The organism is Nocardioides alkalitolerans, from assembly GCA_038184435.1.
Classification (GTDB): Bacteria; Actinomycetota; Actinomycetes; order Propionibacteriales; family Nocardioidaceae; genus Nocardioides; species Nocardioides alkalitolerans_A.
In genome coordinates this window covers 1,885,215-1,904,495 of record CP116227.1, presented here as the reverse complement: position 1 = coordinate 1,904,495, position 19,281 = coordinate 1,885,215, and the positions used below count along the sequence as shown (strand labels likewise).

Sequence of the window (19,281 nt, the reverse complement as noted above, 5' to 3'; positions counted from 1 at the left end):
CGGGGTCATCGTCACGTCCACGGCCCCGGGGGGAGCGCCGCCCGGGGCGGAGCCTCTCGGAGGTTGCCGCATGGCACCCACGCATCGCGCGCCGTCGCGCGGTCGCCTCGTCACGCCCGCCGTGCGACGGGTCGCCCTCCTCGGCTCGGTGGCCCTGCTGGCCGCCGGTCTCGTGTCGGCGCCGCAGACGGCGTCCGCGGACGAGCCGCGCAGCCTCCGCAGCATCGACGTGACCCTCACCGGCGACGGGGGCGTGGCCGGGGTGTCGAACCGCCTCGTCACCGACCGTGGCGACGGCGACGTGACGACGACGAAGGAGTCCGTCGACCCCGCCGACGCCGACCTGCCGGTGCGCGTGCTGACCGCCTACCGGGCGGACGGCCGCTCGGGCACCGACCTGGCGGACCTCGCCGGGCACGACGGGCCCGTCACCATCGACGTCACCGTGCAGAACACGACGGTGCGTCCCACGCAGGTGGCGTACTCCTCGGAGGGCCGCCAGTACGACGAGGTCGCCCTCGTCGGCAGCCCGCTCACCGTGGTCGGGGGCGTGGCCCTCGACGAGGACACCCGTGTCGTCACCGCGGCCGCCGACGGGGAGGACGTGACCAACGGCGTGCTCGGGCGGGCTGCGGACGGCGCACCGGTCGTGCAGTGGGCCGCCATGCTCGCCCCGCCGCGTCTCGCGACGACCGCGACCTTCCGACTCGTGCTCGAGGCCCAGGACTTCGCGCCGCCGACCTTCGACCTCAGCGTGCAGCCCGGCCTCGTGAGCGACCCGTCGATCGACGGCCTGGTGCAGGCGGCGTTCGTCGACCGCGCCGGCAGCGCCCGGCGTCTCCAGCAGGACACGATCACGACCATCGACGCGGTGAACCAGGTGCTGACCGGCGCGAGCACGGTGCTCACCGACATCCGCGCCGACCTGGAGAGCACCGCGAGCGGCGTCGGCGCCGAGGCCGTCGGCCAGCTGCAGGGCTCCCGCGGCGACATCCCCGCGCAGATCGAGACCATCGTCGCCGACCTCGGCACCAAGAGCGCCGAGATCGACCGCACCCTCGAGGCCGCGGGCCGCTCCGGCGCGATCGACCTCGACACGGCGCTCGGCGACCTGGGCGCGCTCGTCGGCCCGGCCGGCGTCGCGCCGCGGGAGCTCATCACGGTGCGTCCCGTGGCCGGCAGCTGCGCCGTCGACGCCTCGCTGGCCGCCGGCGGCGACGCGACCCTCCGCGACCTCTTCGCCTCCGTCGGGGCGCTGCTCGCGGCGTACGCCGACGCGTCGGGGGAGTGCGCGGCCGTCACCACCGAGGCGCTCACCGCCCTCGTGGGCACGCGGGCGGAGGCCGAGTCGCCGGCCACGAGCTGCCCGACCCCGGCGCAGGTGGCCGCCGGCACGCCACGCTCCGTCACCTGTCAGCTCGCGGCCACCGGAGACGCCCTCGAGGGCACCGCCGCGGAGCTCGCGACCCTCGCCACCGACCTCGCGGGCGAGGTGCGTCCTGCCGGGTTCGGCGACGTCGCGACCGAGCTCGGCGACGTGCAGGACGCCGTCGCCGCGCTCAACGGTCTGCTCACCGCCCTCAGCACCGCCGGCGTCACGACCGAGGTGGAGGAGCTGCGCACGCAGCTCGCCGCAGCCCTCGCAGCGCTGCGGGGCGAGCTGGTCGACCTCCAGGCGCTCGTCGCGGACGGCGGGGCGCTGGCCGGCAGCGTGAGCACGATCCAGCAGATCGCCACCGAGCAGCTCGACGGCGACGGCACCGTGCCGAGCACGCTCGCGTCGCTCGGCTCCGGCATCGACGACCTCCTCGGGGTGGTCTGCGCGCCGCTCTGGGAGGGCACCTGGACTCCGGGCGGCGGTGTCGGCGGCCTCCTCGACGAGGTGCTCGGCGGCGTCACGGGCCTCGACCTCTGCCCGGCGACGCCCGAGGGGACCTCAGTCCTCGAGACCCGGCTCGCGGAGCTGGCGGCCGCGTGGACGGAGGTGCGTGGCCTCGTCGAGGTCGACGTGCCCGGTGCCCTCGCGGGCATCAACGAGCAGGTCGGCCTGCTCGCCGATGCGCTCGACGCCGTCGACGAGGCGCTCGTGGCGGGCACGGACGGCGACGACGACGTCGTCGCCGCGGTGACCGCCCTCCAGACCGAGATCGACGCCGCACGCACCGCCGGCGGCATCGGCGCCACGGCACCGACGACGGACTGCGCCACCCTGCCCGAGCCCGGCACGTCGGCGGGCTCGACCGCGCTCGACCTGCTGGCCGCGGCGTGGGCCGCGCTCGACTGCCAGAACCTGGCGCTGACGCAGGACGTCGGGGACTACTTCGAGGCCGCGGACGACGCCCTCACCGCGGTCGGGGGCGACCTCGACGGGAACCTGCTCGACCTCGCGGACGCCCAGGAGTCGGTGGACGGCCTGCTGCAGGACTTCATCGCGCGGTACGCCGCGGGCCTGGAGACCGACGGCGGTGCCGTGGAGGACTGGGGGTCGCAGGTCGCGGGCAACCTCGAGGGCCGTGCCGACCGGCGACTGACCGGTGCGGCGGAGCTGCTGCAGGGCCGGCTCGGCGCCGCGGGCGACGCCCTGGTGGCCGACATGGGGGCCACCGGTGTCGACCTCGGGGGCACCAGCACCGCCCTCGTCGCCTCGCTCGACGAGGCGCTGCGGCAGTTCGGCTCGGCCGACTCCGGCCGCGGCATCCTCGGTGCGCTCTCGTCGAACGCCACGTCGGCGGGCCAGTCGCAGCGCACGGTCTTCGAGGAGCTCGGCAGCACGACCGGGTTCGCCGCCGTGCGGCGCCTCGACCTGCGCGACGTGGCGCGTCAGCAGCGGCAGTTCGAGCTGGGGGTCGACCGGCAGGAGGAGCTCAACACCGGCGGCGTCGACGCCGACGGCAGCGTGCTCACCGTCTACACCCTCCACGTGGTGCCGCAGTGAGGTCCGTGGGGTCCGGACCGGTGCACCGCCGGGCCGTGGCCGCGCTCGCGGCCACGCTGCTCGTGCTGCCGCTGGCGGCCTGCAGCGACGACGAGGACGAGCGCGACGACGACGCGACCGAGGTCGAGCCCGTGCCGCCCGCCCAGGTCACGCTCGAGGCCGCCGTGGACGGACCGGTGCGCATCGGCGTCGTGGTCAGCTCGGTGGGCTCCGGCGCGGAGGGCACCGACGTGCTCCCGCTCGCGCAGGGCGCGATGGTGGCCCAGCGTCGCCTGGCGGACGGCGGTGTCGACGTCGAGGTCCTGGGGCGCGACGACCGCGGCACCGCCGAGGGTGCGGTCGCCGTCGTCGACGAGCTCGTCGACGCCGGGGTCAGCGGGATCGTCCTCGGCACGGCCGGCGCCCACACGAGCGCCGCGCTCGAGCGGGCCGCCGAGGCCGGGGTGCCGGTCGTCGCGCCGTACCTCGTCGGGAGCGGGCTGCCCGGGACGACCTGGAGCACGGCGCCGTCGTCGGCCGCGGTCGACGAGGGGATGACCGATGCCCTCGCCGCCGTCGCGGCGTCGCGTCCCCTCGTGCTCACCATCGGCACCGCGGAGCAGCCCGAGGTGGAGGGCGCCCGCGCCGCCACCTTCGGGGCGGACGGCGTGGGCGCCGCGGTCACCGCGGTCGCGGACGCCGTGGACGAGCGGGCGATCGACAGCGTCGTGCTGGCGGGCGCCGCGGCCGACCAGGCCCGGTTCGTCCAGGGCATCCAGACGGTGGCCGACGTGCCCGTCGTGCTCACGCCCGACGCGTTGAGCCCGGTCTTCGCCGACGTGCTCGCCGACAGCGGCGGCGTGCTCTCCGCCCCGTTCCTCACCGCGGGACCCGACGCCGGCGACGCCACGACGCTGGCCGATGGGACGGCGGGGGACAGCGCTGCGGCGTACTTCGCCGCGCTCCGCTCGCTGACCGCCGACGCCGACGCGGTGGACGTGCTCGGCCGCCCGTTCGACGTCAACGGCGGCGACGCCGACCTCGCCAGCCACGACGCGGTGGTCGCCCTCGTGCGCGCCGTCGAGTCCGCCGGCAGCAGCGACCCCGGCGACGTCGCCGCGGCGCTGCCCGCGCTCGCGCTCGATGCGGGGGACGGCCTGGCCGGCCCGGCCCTGTCGTTCGCCACGCAGCAGGCGCTGCCCGACGACGCCGTGGTGGCCCTGACGTCCACGACCCAGGACCCGGGGGTGCGCAGCGTCGTCGCCACCGGAGCCCCCGAGGCCCAGCGACTGTACTGGCTCGCCGTCCCCACGGGGGCGTGACCCCGGTGGAGGAGGGGAGCCCGCGGGCTCTGGGCAGCCGCTACGAGCTGCGCGAACGGCTCGGCGCGGGAGCCATGGGCGAAGTGTGGCGTGCCGTCGACCGCACGTCGGGGGAGCACGTCGCGGCGAAGCTGCTGCGCGAGACCTACGTGTACGACGCGGACATCGTCGGACGCTTCATCCAGGAGCGCTCGATCCTGCTCAACCTGAAGCACCCCCGGATCGTGCAGGTGCGCGATCTCGTGGTCGAGGGCACGGACCTGGCGATCGTCATGGACCTCGTCGAGGGTCGCGACCTGCGGCGTCACCTCCGCGAGGTCGGCACGCTGCCCGCCCGCGAGGCCGTGCTCGTCACGTGCGCCGTGCTGGACGCGCTCGCCGCCGCCCACGCCGCCAATTTCCTGCACCGCGACATCAAGCCCGACAACGTCCTCCTCGAGGGCGGCGTGCCCGGCGACGGCAGCGGCGTGCGGCTCTCCGACTTCGGCATCGCCCGGCTCGCGCAGGAGTCGACGGTGCAGGCCACGGGGCTCATCGGCACCCCGGGCTACATGCCGCCGGAGCTGTTCCAGTACGGCCGGTTCAGCCCCGCCTCCGACGTGTACGCCGCGGGCGTGCTGCTCTACGAGCTCCTCGCGGGCCGTACGCCGTTCGCCGGCAAGGGCACCGTGCACACGATCGGCAACCGCCACGTCACGGTCGAGCCCCCCGCGCTCCCCGTCCACCCGCTGCTGTGGACCGTCCTGGCCATCACCCTCGCCAAGGACCCCGCCACCCGACTGTCGGCCGCCGCGACCGCCCAGGCGCTCCGCGACCTCCCGGACGACGCGCTCGACGCCCCCGCGCTGCCCGCCCAGTCCGAACCGGTGTCGTGGAACACCGCGCAGCGCACCGTCGTGCGGCACCACGTCGGCCCGGCCGTCGTCGACGACGGGCGCGGGGTCCCCACCGGCGGCACCGAGCTGCGGCCGGTGCTGCCGGGGCCGGTGCCCGCGGCGGCGGCTGCTGCGGTGCCGGAGGCTGCGTCTGCGTCTGCTCCGGCCGCGGCTCCTCCGGCTCCTCCGGCTCCTCCGGTTCCGCCGACCGCTGGCCCTCCGCCCCCGGCGGAGCCGACGGCCGGGCGTCGCGCCCACGCGGCCGGGTCCCGGGTGCCGACCTGGGCCCTCGTGCTGGTCGTGGCCGTCTCCCTGGTCGTCGTCGCGGGGCTGGTCCTCCAGATCGTGCGCGGCGGCGGCGATCCCGACCCGGGCGCCGGCACAGAGGCCCGCACCGCGCTGCCCGTCCAGCGGGAGCAGTCGCCACCCGCGTCGTACCCCAGCGGCCTCACGACGAGCCGCGCCGCGTCGTACGACCCCCAGAACCGCACCGTCGACGTCGAGCTCACGGTGACGCTGCCGACCCGGCCGGGGGAGTCGCGGGACGCGGTGACCCTGCTGACCTTCCTCCCGGCGGCCGCGTCCGGCGGGTGCCCGCGCGCGGGCGTGACCTGGGATCCCGGTGTGGAGGCCGATCTCGCGCCCACCGACGCCGGGGTGCAGCAGCCGTGCGCCTGGCGGGTGCAGGTGCCGCTCAGCGGGTCGCAGACCACGGTCGCGGCGGAGATCGAGCTCGACCTCGGCACCGAGGAGGACGCCCTGCAGCGGTGGGAGGAGGAGGCCCGCGCGGACCTCGACGCCGCGCTCGCCGACGCGTCGAACAACCGGCTGGCGTTCCCGTTGCAGCAGACCCGCGGGATCGAGCTGCGCGTGGACCGCGGGGCGGTGACCCAGGGCGAGTCGGTCGACGTGCTCGTGGACGTCGTGTTCGCGGGGGGCGCGGAGCCCGTCTACGACAGCGGCGCCACCGGCACGGCCTCCCTCACCGACGCCGCACGCCAGCTCGGCGGCGGACCCCCGACCCTGCGAGCCTGCGCCGCGCTCACGCCCCAGGCGTCGGGCGGGCTGCTCGCCGAGCAGCCCTCCGCCCGCTGCGAGGTGTCGGCCGTCCTCGGTGCCCTCGAGAGCGCGCCGGCCGTGGTGACGGTCAGTCGCTGAGGGGTACGGCGCGGCGCCTGCCCCGTCGGCCCCGACCTGGCCCGGCGCGGTGCGTGTCCCGGGACGTCATGCGGCCCGGTGCCCCGGGCCGCCGCGGCGCATGACGTCCGGCGGGTGGGCGCGGGTGGGAGCGGAACTGTGCGCCTGGTGCGGCCGGGGTCGCGCGAGGCCTGTCGCAGCCGCACATCTCGGGCGCCACCATCGGTAGGCCCGGGCGTCGACGACCCCGGGGATCCCGGACGCGGACCGTCCGGGGGTTTTGGCCCTGCGGGGGCGACGTCGCTACACTCCTGCGGTTGCCTCGGCGAGGGAACCCCCGGGGTTCCGTGATCGACAGGGCCGGCCGGACCTCTGGTTCGCCGCGCTGTGCTGCCGTGGCGCGACCGACCTGGCACCTCGCGGTGCCGCAGACGAAGTCCGACGAGGAGTCACAGCATGTCCAGCGAGAAGATCGCCGCCGAGGTCCGCAGCGAGTTCGGCAAGGGCGCCGCGCGCCGCATCCGTCGTGAGAACAAGATCCCGGCCGTGGTCTACGGCAACGGCATCGACCCGATCCACGTGACCCTCCCCGGCCACCAGACGATGCTCGCCCTCAAGCACGGCGGCGCCAACGCGCTGCTCGAGCTCGACGTCGACGGCACGGTGCAGCTCGCGCTCACCAAGCACATCCAGGTCGACCCGCTGCGTCGCGTCATCGAGCACGTCGACTTCGTCGCCGTGAAGCGCGGCGAGAAGGTCACGGTCGACGTGCCCGTCACCGTGGTCGGCGAGGCCGCTCCCGAGACGCTGGTCGTCACGGAGAACGCGACCGTCGAGCTCGAGGCCGAGGCCACGCACATCCCCGAGGCCATCGAGGTCTCCGTCGAGGGTGCCGAGGCCGGCACGCAGATCACCGCCGGTGACCTCGAGATCCCGTCGGGCTCCACCCTCCTCACCGAGGCGGACGTGCTCGTGGTCAACGTGACCGCCGCGGCGACCGCCGAGGAGGTCGAGGCCGAGCTCGCCGAGGCCGAGGCCGAGGTCGGCATCGAGCGCGACGCGCCCGAGGACGAGGCCGACGCCGAGGGCGGCTCCGACGACGAGGCCTCCTCCGACGACGAGTGATCCTCCGCCGGCCCGCGAACCGCGGGCCGGCACCCGCACGACACGAGAGGCCGGGGTTGCCGCATGTCCGACACGTCCACCGAGGTGTGGCTGGTCGTCGGGCTGGGCAACCCCGGCCCTTCGTATGCCGGCAACCGGCACAACGTCGGCTACCTCGTGGTCGACGAGCTCGCCCAGCGGTGGGGGAGCCGGTTCCGGGCGCACAAGACGGGCCGCGCCGACGTCGTCGAGGGGCGGGTCGGTGCTCCCGGCAGCCCCGGCCCCCGCGTCGTGCTCGCGAAGCCGCGGTCCTACATGAACGAGGTCGGCGGCCCGGTGAAGGCGCTCGCCACCTTCTACAAGATCGCGCCGGAGCGCGTCGTCGCGGTGCACGACGAGCTCGACATCGCGTTCGGCACCCTGCGTCTCAAGCTGGGGGGCGGCGACAACGGACACAACGGCCTGAAGTCGATGCGGTCGTCGCTCGGCACGGGTGACTTCCACCGGGTACGGGCCGGGATCGGCCGTCCGCCGGGGCGCCAGGACGTGGCCGACTTCGTGCTCGCGGACTACTCCCGCACGGAGCAGAAAGAGCTGCCGTTTCAGGTGGGCGACGCCGCGGACGCGGTGGAGTGCCTGGTGGCGGAGGGGCTCGAGCAGGCCCAGCAGCGCTTCAACCGCTGAGTACGCTGGAGCGGAACGTGATCCGTACCGCATCGGTCCGCCAGGTCGTGACGCGGTGACGGAACTCTCGTTCAACAGGTGGCCGTCACCCGATCGGTGACGGCTGGCTCGATTCTCGGCGTGCACCAGGCACCGCGCCCTACCACCGGCACGGTGCGTGAGCTCGCACGGAGCCGACGATCGGCGGGACGACCGCCGGAGGCGCGAGGACGGGCAGGAGCACCACCGTGAGACAGAGCAGGACGACGCACCGCCGCGTCACCGAGTGGACCGACCTCGTCGAGCGCACGCTGCGCGGGGCCCTGGAGGTCGACCACGTCGCGGTGCTGACGCCGTCCGACAGCGGCGAGCTCGACGCGGCCGGTGCGGCTGGCCCGGGGGGACGGGACGGCGCCGAGGCGGGGCCGCTCGCGACGCACGAGGGCGACATCCTCGTGCTGCGCCACGTCGACCCGATCGGACGGCCGGTCGAGCTGATCCTGCGGCGCGTCGGGCGCCACTTCTCGGCGGTGGAGAGGCGGCTCGCCCTCAGCATCCTGGAGGCACTGGAGCGCGCGGCCCGCGAGGACGCCCAGCCGCCTCCGGCTCCGTTGCCGCAGGGTCACGTGGTCGACGCGTTGGAGCGCTGTCTCCACGACCTCGACGACATGGTGGCCGCACCGCTCGTCGACCGTCTGGCCATGGTGGGCAACCGGTTCGCGTCGCGGCTCGACGCGTCGGCCTGGTGGCTCGGCCGACGCGCGGGCGAGTGGACGATGGAGACCGTGATGACCGGCGTGCGGCGCAACGAGAGCGTGGCCGGCGTCCGGGGATGGCTGCGCGGCAGGGACGTGGGACCGGAGATCACCTGGCGCTCGCCCCTGACCTCAGCGGCCCTCGAGGGCGGTTCGGTCGTGGCGTGGCGGGGCGAGGACTCCGAGGTCGCGCGGATCCTGGAGTCCTGGGGCGAGCTCGAGACGCTGGTCGCCGCCGGTGGCTACGACCTCGACGCACGGCAGTGGATGCTCACCCTGGTCGGCGACGCGACGTCGCCCGACCTCCGCCAGGCGCAGGTCGGCCTCTCCGCGGCCGTGCAGGTCGCACTGGGCTTCCCGCGGGCGCCGCGCCTCGGCTGAGCCGGCCGCGGTCGCCCGGTCGCGGGTCCGTCACGAATCGAAGACGAGCACCGACCGCAGCACGAGCCGCACGTGGCGCTCGAAGGCGTCCCCGGGGTCCTCGAGGATGCCCGGCACGTGCCCGAACAGCTCGAGGCACACGAAGCCGTGCACGGCGGCCCACACCGACACCAGGTAGATGACCGTCGCCGGCTCGACCCCCTGGGGCGCGAGGCTGGCGGCGAGCTCGAGGACCTCGGCCCGCACCGTCGGCAGTACGTCGGTGTGCTCGGGGATCCGGATGCGATCGGCCTGGAGCTCCTCGGCCAGCACCTGCAGCGGCACGCTGTAGAAGGCGATGGTGTCGACCCGGACGGCGTCGGTGCCCTGGCCGTCCCGGAAGACCAGCGCGAACTCGGCACGGTGGTCGAGGCACCACCGCCGGTACGCCGACGCCAGCGCGACCGCCCGGGCGAAGGCGCTCGGGTGCGTGTCGGCCTCGTCGGCCACCCGTAGCGCGGCGCCGGCCGACTCCAGCGCGTCGCGCGCGAGGGCCTCGATGAGGTCCTGACGCGACTCGAAGTAGCGGTAGATCGCCGACGGGGTCATGCCGATCTCGCGGGCCACGGCGCGCAACGACAGGTCGCCGCCGCCCGGCAGGGGCAGGAGCAGCTCGCGGGCCGCGGACTTGATCTCCTCGATGGTGGCGAGCCGGAGGCGGTCCCGACGCGACAGACCCCCCGCGCCGTCGGAGGCGGCCGAGGGGTCGGACATCACCTCTCCGGGCGTGTGGTCCGTGCTCGTGTCCATCGCGCCTACCCTACGGGGCTCGGGTCGCCCGGTGCACCGCGCCGAGCCGACGGAGGGCCACCCGAAAGAGTAAAAGAAACACACGTCACGTTTGCGTCGCCTGGTCGTTAGGGAGAACACTGTTCACTAGACCGGTCTAGTCCACCGACCCGCCACCCCGAGGAAGGAGCCGCCGTGCCCCGCGCACTCGCCCCGTCGCCCGGCGACGCGTCGTCGCGCCCGATGCCGGGCCCGACCGTCGCGCGTCCGGGAGCGAGGCGGGCCTCCGCCGTCGCGCCGCGACGTCGCGTCGCCCTGCCGCGCTGCGCCGAGGTGGTGTCAGTGGTCGCCGTGCTGCTGGTGCTGGCGGTGACCGGGGGAGACCTCCGTGCGGCCGTCGTGCTCGGAGCCGCCTGGGCCGTCGCCCGCGGCATCGTCGGCGTGACCCGTCCGCACCCGGCGCTCTCGAGCACGGACCTGACGGGCGTCGCGACGTCCGGGCTGGTGGCGCTCGGGGTGCTGGTGCTGGCCGACGCGGTCCTGCCCGGCGTGCCGACCAGCGAGCGGTGGGCACCGCTCGTGCTGCTGGTCGCCGTCGTGGTCGTCGTGCGCTCCGTGGCCGGCGTCCTCCGGGGGCGGCCGCGGGCGCTGGTCCTGGTGGACCCGGACGACCTGGACGAGGTGACCGCGACGGAGCGTGACGTGCGTGTCGTCGGTCGACTCCCGGTCGAGCGCCGCACCGGCCGGGTCATGGGCAGCGCGGCCCGCTTCACCGACACACCGCTGGCGCACGAGGTCGCCGAGAAGCACGCCGACATCGTGCTGGTCGACCCCGGCCTGGGGCTGGGGGCCGACGGTCTCCGCCAGCTGACCTGGGAGCTGCAGCCGACCGGGGTGCCGCTCGGCTTCCCCGCTCCGCCCGTCGCGCCGCACCGGATGGGTGTCGGCCGACTGGCCGGCCGCGGCATCGTCTCCGTCGCGCCGCCCCAGGCGTCGCGGGCCCGGGCGGTCGCCAAGGGCGTGCTCGACCGCGTCCTCGGCGCGGTCGCGCTCGTCCTCGTAGCCCCGGTCCTCCTCGTCCTCGCTCTCGCCGTCCGCGCCGACAGCCCCGGTCCCGCGTTCTTCCGGCAGGTCCGCGTCGGGCGCGACGGCGTGCCCTTCGTGATGGTGAAGCTCCGCACGATGACCGTCGACGCCGAGGTCGTGCGGGCGGACGTCGTGCACCTCAACGACTCCGACGCCGTGCTCTTCAAGATCCGTGCCGACCCCCGCGTCACCCGCGTGGGCCGCGTCCTGCGCCGTACGTCGCTGGACGAGCTGCCCCAGCTCTGGAACGTCGTGCGGGGGGAGATGTCGCTCGTCGGCCCGCGCCCGGCGCTGCCGGAGGAGGTCGCGGCGTACGACGAGACCGAGCGCCGCCGCCTGCGGGTGAAGCCGGGCCTCACCGGGCTGTGGCAGGTGAGCGGCCGTTCCGACCTCTCGTGGGCGACCAGCGTCGACCTCGACCTGACCTACACCGACAACCACACCATCGCGGGTGACCTCGTGATCTGTGCGCGCACCGTCTCCGCGGTGCTGCGCGGGAAGGGAGCGTACTGATGTCCGAACTCCTCGCCGAGGCCGCGCGAGCGCGACCCGAGGACGGCCCGCGGGGCAAGGCCCTGCTGGTGAGCACCCAGGGCGGTCACCTCGCCCAGCTCCTCGCCCTTCGCCCGTGGTGGACGATCCGCGACCGCGTGTGGGTGTGCCCCGACACCCCGGACGTGCGCGACCGCCTGGCCGACGAGCGGGTCGTCACGTCCTACTCGCCGACCACGCGCAACGTGCCCAACCTCCTCCGCAACCTCGTGCTCGCCTGGCGCGTGCTGCGGCGCGAGCGGCCCGCGGTGGTCGTCAGCGCCGGGGCGGGCGTGGCCGTGCCGTTCTTCGTGCTGGCCTGGGTGCTCCGCATCCCGACGGTGTTCGTCGAGGTCTACGACCGGGTGGACTCGCCGACCATGACGGGACGGCTCGTCGGTCCGTTCACCACGCGCCGCGTCGTGCAGTGGGACACGCAGCTCGACGTCTACCCGGACGCCGTCGTCGTGGGACCGCTCCTGTGAGCGCGCCGCTCGTCGTCGCGATGGTGGGCACCGACCACCACCCGTTCGACCGTCTCGTCGGCTGGCTCGACCGCCTCGCCGCGTCCCTGGGACCGCGCGTGGAGATCGTGGTGCAGCACGGCCACAGCGCGCGGCCGCAGGTCGCGCGCGGCGTGGAGTTCGTCGACCAGGATGAGCTGACCGACCTGCTCGGGCGTGCGGCGGTCGTGGTGTGCCACGGCGGACCGGGCACGATCATGGACGCCCGCCGGGCCGGGCACGTGCCCGTGTGCGTGCCGCGGGACCCCTCGCGGGGCGAGCACGTCGACGGTCACCAGGAGCGGTTCGCCGCCGTCGTCGACGACGCCGGTGTCGTCCGGCTCGCCACCGACTTCCCCGCGCTCGCCGACGGGGTCTCGGCGGCGCTGAGCGCGAGCGGTCCGCAGGTGGACGCGGCGGAGATCGAGACCGCCGCCGAGGAGTCCGCCGAGCGGTTCGCGCGCCAGATCGACCCCGTCGTCGGTCGGCGCGTCCGACGTGTGCGCTCGGTCCGGCGCACCCTCCTGTCGCGGGTGACCCGATGACGCGCCCCGGGATCCTCGGCCGCGCGCTCGGCGCGCTCCGCCTCGACCTCGCCATCGCGCTGCGGCACGTGCTGCTCGACCTGCTGGCGGGCTCCGCCCTCGTGCCCCGGCCGCTGCGCTGGGCCGTCTACCGGGCCGCAGGGCTCGACGTCCGCACCGCCAACGTGTTCAGCGGCGTCCGCATCACGGGTCGCGGCCTCCGCATCGGTCGGCGCACCTTCGTCAACCACGACTGCTACCTCGACGTGGCGCGCGGTCGTGTCGAGATCGGCGACGACTGCCACCTGGGCCCCGGCGTCATGGTGCTGACCGCCACCCACGGGCGGGACGCGGGCGGCCGGGCGGCGAAGGTCGCCGACTACCTGACGACCCGGATCGAGGACGAGGTCTGGCTGGGCGCGCGTGTCACCGTGCTGCCCGGTGCCGTCGTCGAGCGCGGTGCCGTCGTCGCCGCGGGTGCGGTCGTGCGGGGTCGCCTGTCCTCCGGCGGCACCTACGCGGGCGTCCCCGCCCGCCGGGTCGACGGCTCCACCTCCGCGGCTCCGGCCGAGGTCGTGACGACCGGGGGGAAGGCGCGCCCGTGAACGACACCGCCGAGCTGCGCCGCGCCCTGCGCCCGGTCGCCGCGCTCTTCCTGCTCTACCCGCTGTGGTGGGCGCTGGGGGTGCAGGTGCCCGCGTGGGCGCTGGTCGCGCTGCCCGTCGGGATGTGGCTGTTGCTCAACCGCCGCGTCCTGGTGCTGCCGCCCGGGTACGTCGCGCTCCTGCTCTTCCTCGGCTGGGTCGGCATCTCGGCGGTGATGCTCTCGGGTCCGCGCTACCTCGCGGCCTACGGGTTCCGTCTCGTGCTCTACACGGCCGTCGTCGTCATCGCGGTCGCGGTGTGGAACGCGGTGGACCGGGGCCTGCCCGGCCGCACGGTGGTGCGGTGGGTGGTGGCCCTGTGGGGTGCCGCCGTGCTGCTGGCCTATCCGGGCATCCTCGTCAACAACCTCGAGTTCACGAGCCCGTTCGAGGCCGTGCTCCGCGTGGCCGGGCTCTCGGACCCCTTCGTCACGGCGCTGACCCACCCGGAGTTCTCGGAGTACGACGGGCTCTACGGCTCGCCCCGACCGAGCCCCCTGTTCGCCTACACCAACGACTGGGGCGCCGCCGTCGGCATCGGCTTCCCCGTCGCCGTCCACGCGCTGGTCACGGCCCGCGGACGTGCCGAGCGGCTCCTCCTCGGCGGTCTCGTGCTGGCGTCCGTCCCGCCGATCCTCGTCTCGCTCAACCGCGGGTGCTGGATCACGATCGGGGTGGCGGTGTCCTACGTGGTGGCCCGCCGCGCCGCGGCGGGCGACTTCCGGGCCCTGGCCGCGGTCGTGGTCGGCGTCGTCGGGATCGTCGGCACGGTGCTCGCCGTCGAGCCCGTGCGGCGCGTCATCACGGCACGGTTCGAGTACGGCAACACGAGCACGCGCGCGACCCTCTACGAGGCGTCGTGGTCGCTGGCGCTCCGCTCGCCCCTCTTCGGCTGGGGCGCACCGCAGTCGTCGGCGGGCCTCGCCGACAGCAACGACGTCTCCATCGGGACGCACGGTCAGCTCTGGACCATCCTGGTCTCGCAGGGCATCGCCGGTCTCGCGCTGTTCGTCGGTGCCGTGCTGCTCATCTGGTGGCACGCCCGACCGGTCTCCGGCCGCGAACCCGACGTGTGGCTCCACGCCACCGGTGCCGCGCTCCTCGTGCAGATCGCGTTCTACGAGGTGCTGCCCGTGCCGCTGGCTGTCACCCTCCTCGCTCTCGCCGTCGCCGGCGTGCACCGGCGTCGCGCTCTCGACCACTCGCACACCAGAAAGGTGATCACCCATGCATGACGACACCGAGCTCGCCTCGGAGACGCGACCCGGCTCCGAGCTGCGTCGTCCACCGAGCCTGGCCGGCGCCGTCCGCAGGCGCTGGACCCACGTGGTCGTCGGCCTCGCCGTCGGCCTGCTGCTCGGCGTCGCCGTGGCCGCGACCTCCGCGCCGGCGTACCACGCGCAGGCCACGGTCCGCGTCGGCGGCGGCCTCGTGGCCGTGGGCGACTTCACGACCAACACCCTCTGGGCCGACGACCAGGTCGCGCTGACGCGCACGGACCCGGTCCGTCGCGCCGTCGCCGAGCGCATCGGCGACGGGGTCGACCTCGACGACGTCGCGGAGCGGCTGTCCGTCACGGTCGAGGAGAGCAGCAACTACCTGGTCTTCACCTGGACCGACGACTCGGCCGACCGCGCCGAGTCGCGGGCCGAGGCGGCGGCCGAGGTCTACCTGGAGGAGGCCGAGGCGCAGGCCGTCGAGCGCTGGCGCGCCCACGACGCGCGCCTGGCCGGCCTCCAGGAGCAGACGGACCCGGACGGCAACCGCGGCCAGCAGCTCGTGCTGGAGCGCATGCGGCTCGAGGAGACGGTGGTCGACCCGGGCAGCGTGGCCAGCGAGGCCGCCGGCACGGCGGAGAAGTCGTCGCTGCCCGCCGCCGCCCACGTGCTCGCCGGCGGTGCCGGCGGCCTGCTGGTCGGCGTCGCCTCGGCGTACCTGGCCCAGGTGCGCAACCCGCGCCGCACCGCCCCCGCCGCGGCGGTGCCGGCGGCGGCAGCCGTCGCGACGGCCCCGCCGCTCCCGGCGAAGCCGACGTCGGACGCCCCCCGCAACCGCCACGACCGTCCCCGCGAGGAGCGGGACGGCACGTCGGCGACCCGCCGTCCGACGGGCGGCCTGGCGACCTTCTTCCGCGAGCGGGGCAGCAACGGCGGTGAGCCGCTCGACGACACCGGTCTGCCCGTGCTGGCCGAGGTGCGCGACACCCGCAGCGACGGCAGCGACGTCGTCGCCGTCGGCGTGGCCATCGCGCCGTGGCTGCTCGAGCGGGAGGCCGAGGACCCGGGGGAGGAGTTCCGCCTCGGTGTCTACGTGACGCCCGACCTCCCGGAGGACGCGGCCGAGGTCGTGCGGCGCGGCCTGCGGGTCGTGGGCGCCGAGAACCGGTTGCAGGTCGAGACCATCGACCTCGGCCGTCCCTCCTGGCGGGTGGACTTCGAGGCCTGCGACGCGGTCGTCGTGCTCGTCGGCTCGACCAGCTGGTCCAACGACGCCCTCCGGGTGGCACGCCTCCACCTGGCTGCGGTCGATGTCGAGGTGCTCGGACTGGTGCGGGTGGCGACCGATGCCTGAGGCCACCACGACCACGTCCGTCCGCCCGGCGGGGGCGCGCTCCGAGCGCCCGCTCCCGCCGGTCTCGGTCGCCATCGCGACGCGGGGCCGCACGGCGACGCTGCGGCGGGCGGTCGACGCGATCTGGGCGCAGACCTACCGCGGACGCATCGACGTCGTCGTCGTCATCGACGACGCGCGGGCGCCGGCCGACCTCGACCTGCCCGCTCCGCTGGACCCGTCGCGCCAGACGCTGCGGGTCGTGGTGAACGACCGTCGGCAAGGGGTCGCGGGCGCGCGGAACACGGCGCTCGCCCTCGCCGAGCACGAGCTGCTGGCGACGTGCGACGACGACGACGCCTGGCTGCCGGGCCGCCTCGACTGCCAGGTGCGGGCGCTGGACGCCGACCCGGCCCTGCTCGCCGTGGGCGGCAGCGTGCGCATCGTGCGCGGCGACGTCCACACGGTGCGACGCGCGCCGCGGCACCGCGTGCACCTCCAGGACCTGCTCGACTCCCGCGTGATGGAGCTGCACCCCTCGGCCCTGCTCTACCGCACGCGGCCGCTGCGGGTCGTCGGTGGCTGGAACGAGGACATCCCGGGTGGCTACGCCGAGGACTACGAGCTGCTGCTGCGGCTCGCGCGGTGCGGCTCGCTGGGGCTGGTGGACGACGTCGTCGCCGACGTCCACTGGAACGGGGGCTCCCACTTCTTCAGCCGCTGGCGCACCGTCTCCGCGGCGCTGTCGACCCTGCTCGGGGCGTTCCCCGAGTTCGCCGCGTCCCCTCGGGGCCGCGCGCGGATCAGCGGCCAGATCGCGTTTGCGCACGCCGCAGCGGGCGAGCGTGCCGAGGCACGCACGTGGATGCGCCGCGCCTGGAGCGACAACCGTCGTGAGCCCCGGCTCGCGCTGACCGCCCTCGTGCTGGCCGGCGTCACGCCGGACCGCATCCAGGACGCCCTCCACGCCCGCGGACGGGGCATCTGAGCCGATGTCCGCCCCGTCCGTCCTCTCCGGTGCCCAGCCGGTCGCGCCCGTCGCGGCCGGCGGGCGTCGCGACCTCGCGCGCAGCGGCGCGGTCTCCCTCGTGGGTGCCGTGTTCGCCGCGGCGGGCGGGTTCGCGCTGACGGTGCTGGTCGGGCGGCTCTTCGGTGCCCACGTCGCGGGTCTCTACTACCAGGCCGTCGCGGTGTTCATGATCCTCAACGGCGTCGCCCTCGCGGGCAGCGACACCGGCATCGTGCGGTCCGTCTCCGGCCACCGTGCGGTGGGGCACCACGTCCGCGCGTTCTCCGCGATGCGCTGGACGCTCACCCCGGTGCTCCTGTGGAGCCTGGTCGTGGCGCTGGCGCTCGGCGTCTCGGTCGAGCACGTCGTGGCCACCTTCCCCGCCGACGACCGGCCGGCGGTCGCGGCCTTCCTCTGGGTGCTCGTCGGGACGCTCGTCGTCTCGGCGGTCGGCCAGGCCGCGCTGAACGGCACCCGGGCGCTCGGGTCGGTGCTGCCCTTCGTGTGGCTCTACCAGGTGGCGCTCCCCGTCACCCGCCTGCTGGGCGTCGCGCTCCTGTGGCTGCTCGACGCGCCGGTCGAGTGGCTGCTGCTCAGCTACGCCCTGCCCCTGGTGCTCCTCGACGTCGTCGCGACGACCCTCCTGGTGCGCGGCCTGGCGCGGGCGCGCCGTACGGCGGGGGAGACGGCCCCCGCGGACGCCGAGGTCCCGGTGCGCGCCGAGCTGCGCGAGCTCTGGGGCTTCAACCTGCCGCGGGGCGTCGCGTCGTGCCTCGAGCTGGCCATCGTGTGGGCCGACGTCATCATCGTGGGCGTGCTGCTCGGGCCGGCGGCCGCGGGCGCGTGGGCGGCCGCGAGCCGGTTCGTCACCACCGGCACGATGGCGATGGAGGCCCTGCGCCTGCAGAGCGCGCCGGCCATGGCGGCGGCGTGGGCGCGGGGCGACCGGGAGGGGTACGACGAGGTCTACCGCGTGACGGCGGTGTGGCTGGTGCTCGTCTCCTGGCCGCTGTTCCTGGGCCTCGCGACGTGGTCGCCGCTCGTGCTCGGGCTGGTGGGCCCGGAGTTCGCGGAGGCGGCTCCGGCGCTGACCCTGATGGCGCTGGGGATGCTGGCCTACGTCGCGATGGGCAACGTCAACGCCGCCCTCCTCATGGCCGGTCGCAGCGTCGTCACCGCCGGGAACACGGCGGTCGCCCTCGCTCTCAACATCACGCTCAACCTCGCCCTCGTGCCGTGGCTGGGACTGATGGGGGCGGCGATCGCCTGGGCGAGCTGCCTGACCCTCGACTCCGCGCTCTGCCTGGTCCGGGGCCGTCGGCTGGGCCTGCGCCTGCCCGTCCGCGATGTCGCCCTCGCCGGTGCAGCGGCCCTGGTGGCCTTCGGCGCGCCCGGGCTGGCGCTCCACCTCCTGGCCGCGCCCACCGTGGCGATGCTCGGGCTCCACGTGGTGGGCGGGCTCGCCGTCTACGCGGTGCTGCTGCACCTCCTGCGCCGACCGCTCGACCTCCCCGACGTCCGCACCCTGATCCGCCGACCCCGTCCGAACCGGAGAAACCGATGAGCAGTCTCGACGACACCCGACTCGTCCGCCGCGCGAAGGACCTGGTGCCCGAGCCGGCGAAGGCCGGCGTGGCGGGCCTCGTGCGTCTTGCCGGCCAGGCGACCGCGCCCCTGCGTCCCGGGGCGGACCTGCTCGTCGTGGGCGCGAAGCGCAGCGGCACCACCTTCCTCTGGTCGTCGCTCCTCGCGCACCCGCAGGTGCTCCCGCTCGTGCCCGCGGCGCAGCACATCAAGAGCCCGCACTGGTTCACGCGGCACTCGGGCCGACCGGAGAGCTGGTACCGGGGACACTTCCCCACGCAGCAGACCCGGCGCCGGCATGCCGCCCGCGCCGGTGCGGCGTTCACCGTGGAGGCCGACCCGTTGCTCCTCCACGACCCCCGGGCCGCGGGCCGGGCGCGCGCCGTGCTGCCCGACGCCCGCGTCGTCGTGCTCCTGCGCGACCCCGTCGCCCGGGCGCACTCGCACTACCGCGAGCGGGTCAAGGCCGGCGTCGAGGGGCTGGGCTTCCGCGAGGCCCTGGCCGCCGAGCCGGGGCGCACGGCGGGTGAGCTGGACCGGTTGCGCGAGCGTCCGGCGTACTACGCCCGGGCCTGGGACTGGTACGCCTACCGCGCCCGCGGCGAGTACGCCGGCCCCGTCGCGGCCTGGATGGCCGCGTACGGCGAGGGCCGCGTGCTCGTGCTGCGCAGCGAGGACCTCTACGCCGACCCGACGGGCACGCTCCGCCGGGTCACCGACTTCGCCGGGATGGACCCGGTGGCGGCCGGACCCTCGTCGACCAGGCGCAACCGTGCGCCCGGGGTCGACCTCGACGACGACGTCGCCGAGGAGCTGAGGGCTCACTACGAGCCGCACAACAAGGACCTGGCACGACTGCTGGGGACGGAGATCTGGTGGTGAGCACGATGACGAGACGGACGACGACACGGATGACGACACGGATGACGAC

16 protein-coding genes are annotated in these 19,281 nt (G+C 75.3%); 15 read left to right on the top strand and 1 reads right to left on the bottom strand.

Features of this window, described 5'->3' with window-relative positions:
• The first annotated feature begins 70 nt into the window (after positions 1–70).
• The 6 genes from PIR53_09095 to PIR53_09070 all read left to right on the top strand — a co-directional run bounded on the left by PIR53_09095 (position 71) and on the right by PIR53_09070 (position 9,151).
• The gene (locus PIR53_09095; protein ID WZH54131.1) at positions 71–2,935 is read left to right on the top strand and encodes a hypothetical protein; all 2,865 of its coding nucleotides are present in this window, start codon (positions 71–73) and stop codon (positions 2,933–2,935) included.
• A gap of 5 nt (positions 2,936–2,940) precedes the next feature.
• Entirely contained in the window at positions 2,941–4,236 is a 1,296-nt protein-coding gene (locus PIR53_09090; protein ID WZH54130.1) for a hypothetical protein, read from the top strand.
• The gene (locus PIR53_09085; protein WZH54129.1) at positions 4,233–6,269 is read left to right on the top strand and encodes a serine/threonine-protein kinase; all 2,037 of its coding nucleotides are present in this window, start codon (positions 4,233–4,235) and stop codon (positions 6,267–6,269) included. Before PIR53_09090 ends, PIR53_09085 begins: the two co-directional genes overlap by 4 nt.
• A 435-nt stretch (positions 6,270–6,704) precedes the next feature.
• Positions 6,705–7,373 carry a 50S ribosomal protein L25/general stress protein Ctc gene (locus PIR53_09080; protein ID WZH54128.1) on the top strand — a complete coding sequence of 223 codons (669 nt, stop codon included), beginning with the start codon at positions 6,705–6,707 and terminating at the stop codon, positions 7,371–7,373.
• Positions 7,374–7,436: 63 nt separating this feature from the next.
• Positions 7,437–8,036, top strand: coding sequence for an aminoacyl-tRNA hydrolase (gene pth / locus PIR53_09075; protein ID WZH54127.1), 600 nt, complete (start codon positions 7,437–7,439; stop codon positions 8,034–8,036).
• Positions 8,037–8,263: 227 nt separating this feature from the next.
• The gene (locus PIR53_09070) at positions 8,264–9,151 is read left to right on the top strand and encodes a hypothetical protein (protein ID WZH54126.1); all 888 of its coding nucleotides are present in this window, start codon (positions 8,264–8,266) and stop codon (positions 9,149–9,151) included.
• A gap of 30 nt (positions 9,152–9,181) precedes the next feature.
• Here PIR53_09070 and PIR53_09065 read toward each other — a convergent pair whose 3' ends face one another.
• A complete protein-coding gene (locus tag PIR53_09065; GenBank protein WZH54125.1) occupies positions 9,182–9,940 on the bottom strand; it encodes a TetR/AcrR family transcriptional regulator in 759 nt (252 codons plus the stop codon).
• A gap of 174 nt (positions 9,941–10,114) precedes the next feature.
• Between PIR53_09065 and PIR53_09060 the strand changes: the two genes are divergently transcribed.
• The 9 genes from PIR53_09060 to PIR53_09020 are packed head-to-tail and all read left to right on the top strand — an operon-like array spanning position 10,115 to position 19,232.
• Positions 10,115–11,518, top strand: coding sequence for a sugar transferase (locus PIR53_09060; GenBank protein WZH54124.1), 1,404 nt, complete (start codon positions 10,115–10,117; stop codon positions 11,516–11,518).
• A complete protein-coding gene (locus PIR53_09055; GenBank protein WZH54123.1) occupies positions 11,518–12,021 on the top strand; it encodes a UDP-N-acetylglucosamine--LPS N-acetylglucosamine transferase in 504 nt (167 codons plus the stop codon). Before PIR53_09060 ends, PIR53_09055 begins: the two co-directional genes overlap by 1 nt.
• Positions 12,018–12,584 carry a glycosyltransferase gene (locus tag PIR53_09050; GenBank protein ID WZH54122.1) on the top strand — a complete coding sequence of 189 codons (567 nt, stop codon included), beginning with the start codon at positions 12,018–12,020 and terminating at the stop codon, positions 12,582–12,584. Before PIR53_09055 ends, PIR53_09050 begins: the two co-directional genes overlap by 4 nt.
• A complete protein-coding gene (locus tag PIR53_09045; protein ID WZH54121.1) occupies positions 12,581–13,168 on the top strand; it encodes a DapH/DapD/GlmU-related protein in 588 nt (195 codons plus the stop codon). The genes PIR53_09050 and PIR53_09045 overlap by 4 nt, the downstream gene beginning before the upstream one ends.
• Positions 13,165–14,442 carry an O-antigen ligase family protein gene (locus PIR53_09040; GenBank protein WZH54120.1) on the top strand — a complete coding sequence of 426 codons (1,278 nt, stop codon included), beginning with the start codon at positions 13,165–13,167 and terminating at the stop codon, positions 14,440–14,442. The genes PIR53_09045 and PIR53_09040 overlap by 4 nt, the downstream gene beginning before the upstream one ends.
• Positions 14,435–15,778: a hypothetical protein gene (locus PIR53_09035; GenBank protein ID WZH54119.1), complete on the top strand. Its 1,344-nt coding sequence runs from the start codon at positions 14,435–14,437 to the stop codon at positions 15,776–15,778. The genes PIR53_09040 and PIR53_09035 overlap by 8 nt, the downstream gene beginning before the upstream one ends.
• Complete coding sequence (locus tag PIR53_09030) at positions 15,771–16,745, top strand: glycosyltransferase family A protein (GenBank protein WZH54118.1); 975 nt, start codon at positions 15,771–15,773, stop codon at positions 16,743–16,745. The genes PIR53_09035 and PIR53_09030 overlap by 8 nt, the downstream gene beginning before the upstream one ends.
• Positions 16,746–16,749: 4 nt before the next feature.
• Positions 16,750–18,330, top strand: coding sequence for a polysaccharide biosynthesis C-terminal domain-containing protein (locus tag PIR53_09025; protein ID WZH54117.1), 1,581 nt, complete (start codon positions 16,750–16,752; stop codon positions 18,328–18,330).
• Positions 18,327–19,232, top strand: coding sequence for a sulfotransferase (locus tag PIR53_09020; GenBank protein WZH54116.1), 906 nt, complete (start codon positions 18,327–18,329; stop codon positions 19,230–19,232). The genes PIR53_09025 and PIR53_09020 overlap by 4 nt, the downstream gene beginning before the upstream one ends.
• Positions 19,233–19,281 lie beyond the last annotated feature (49 nt).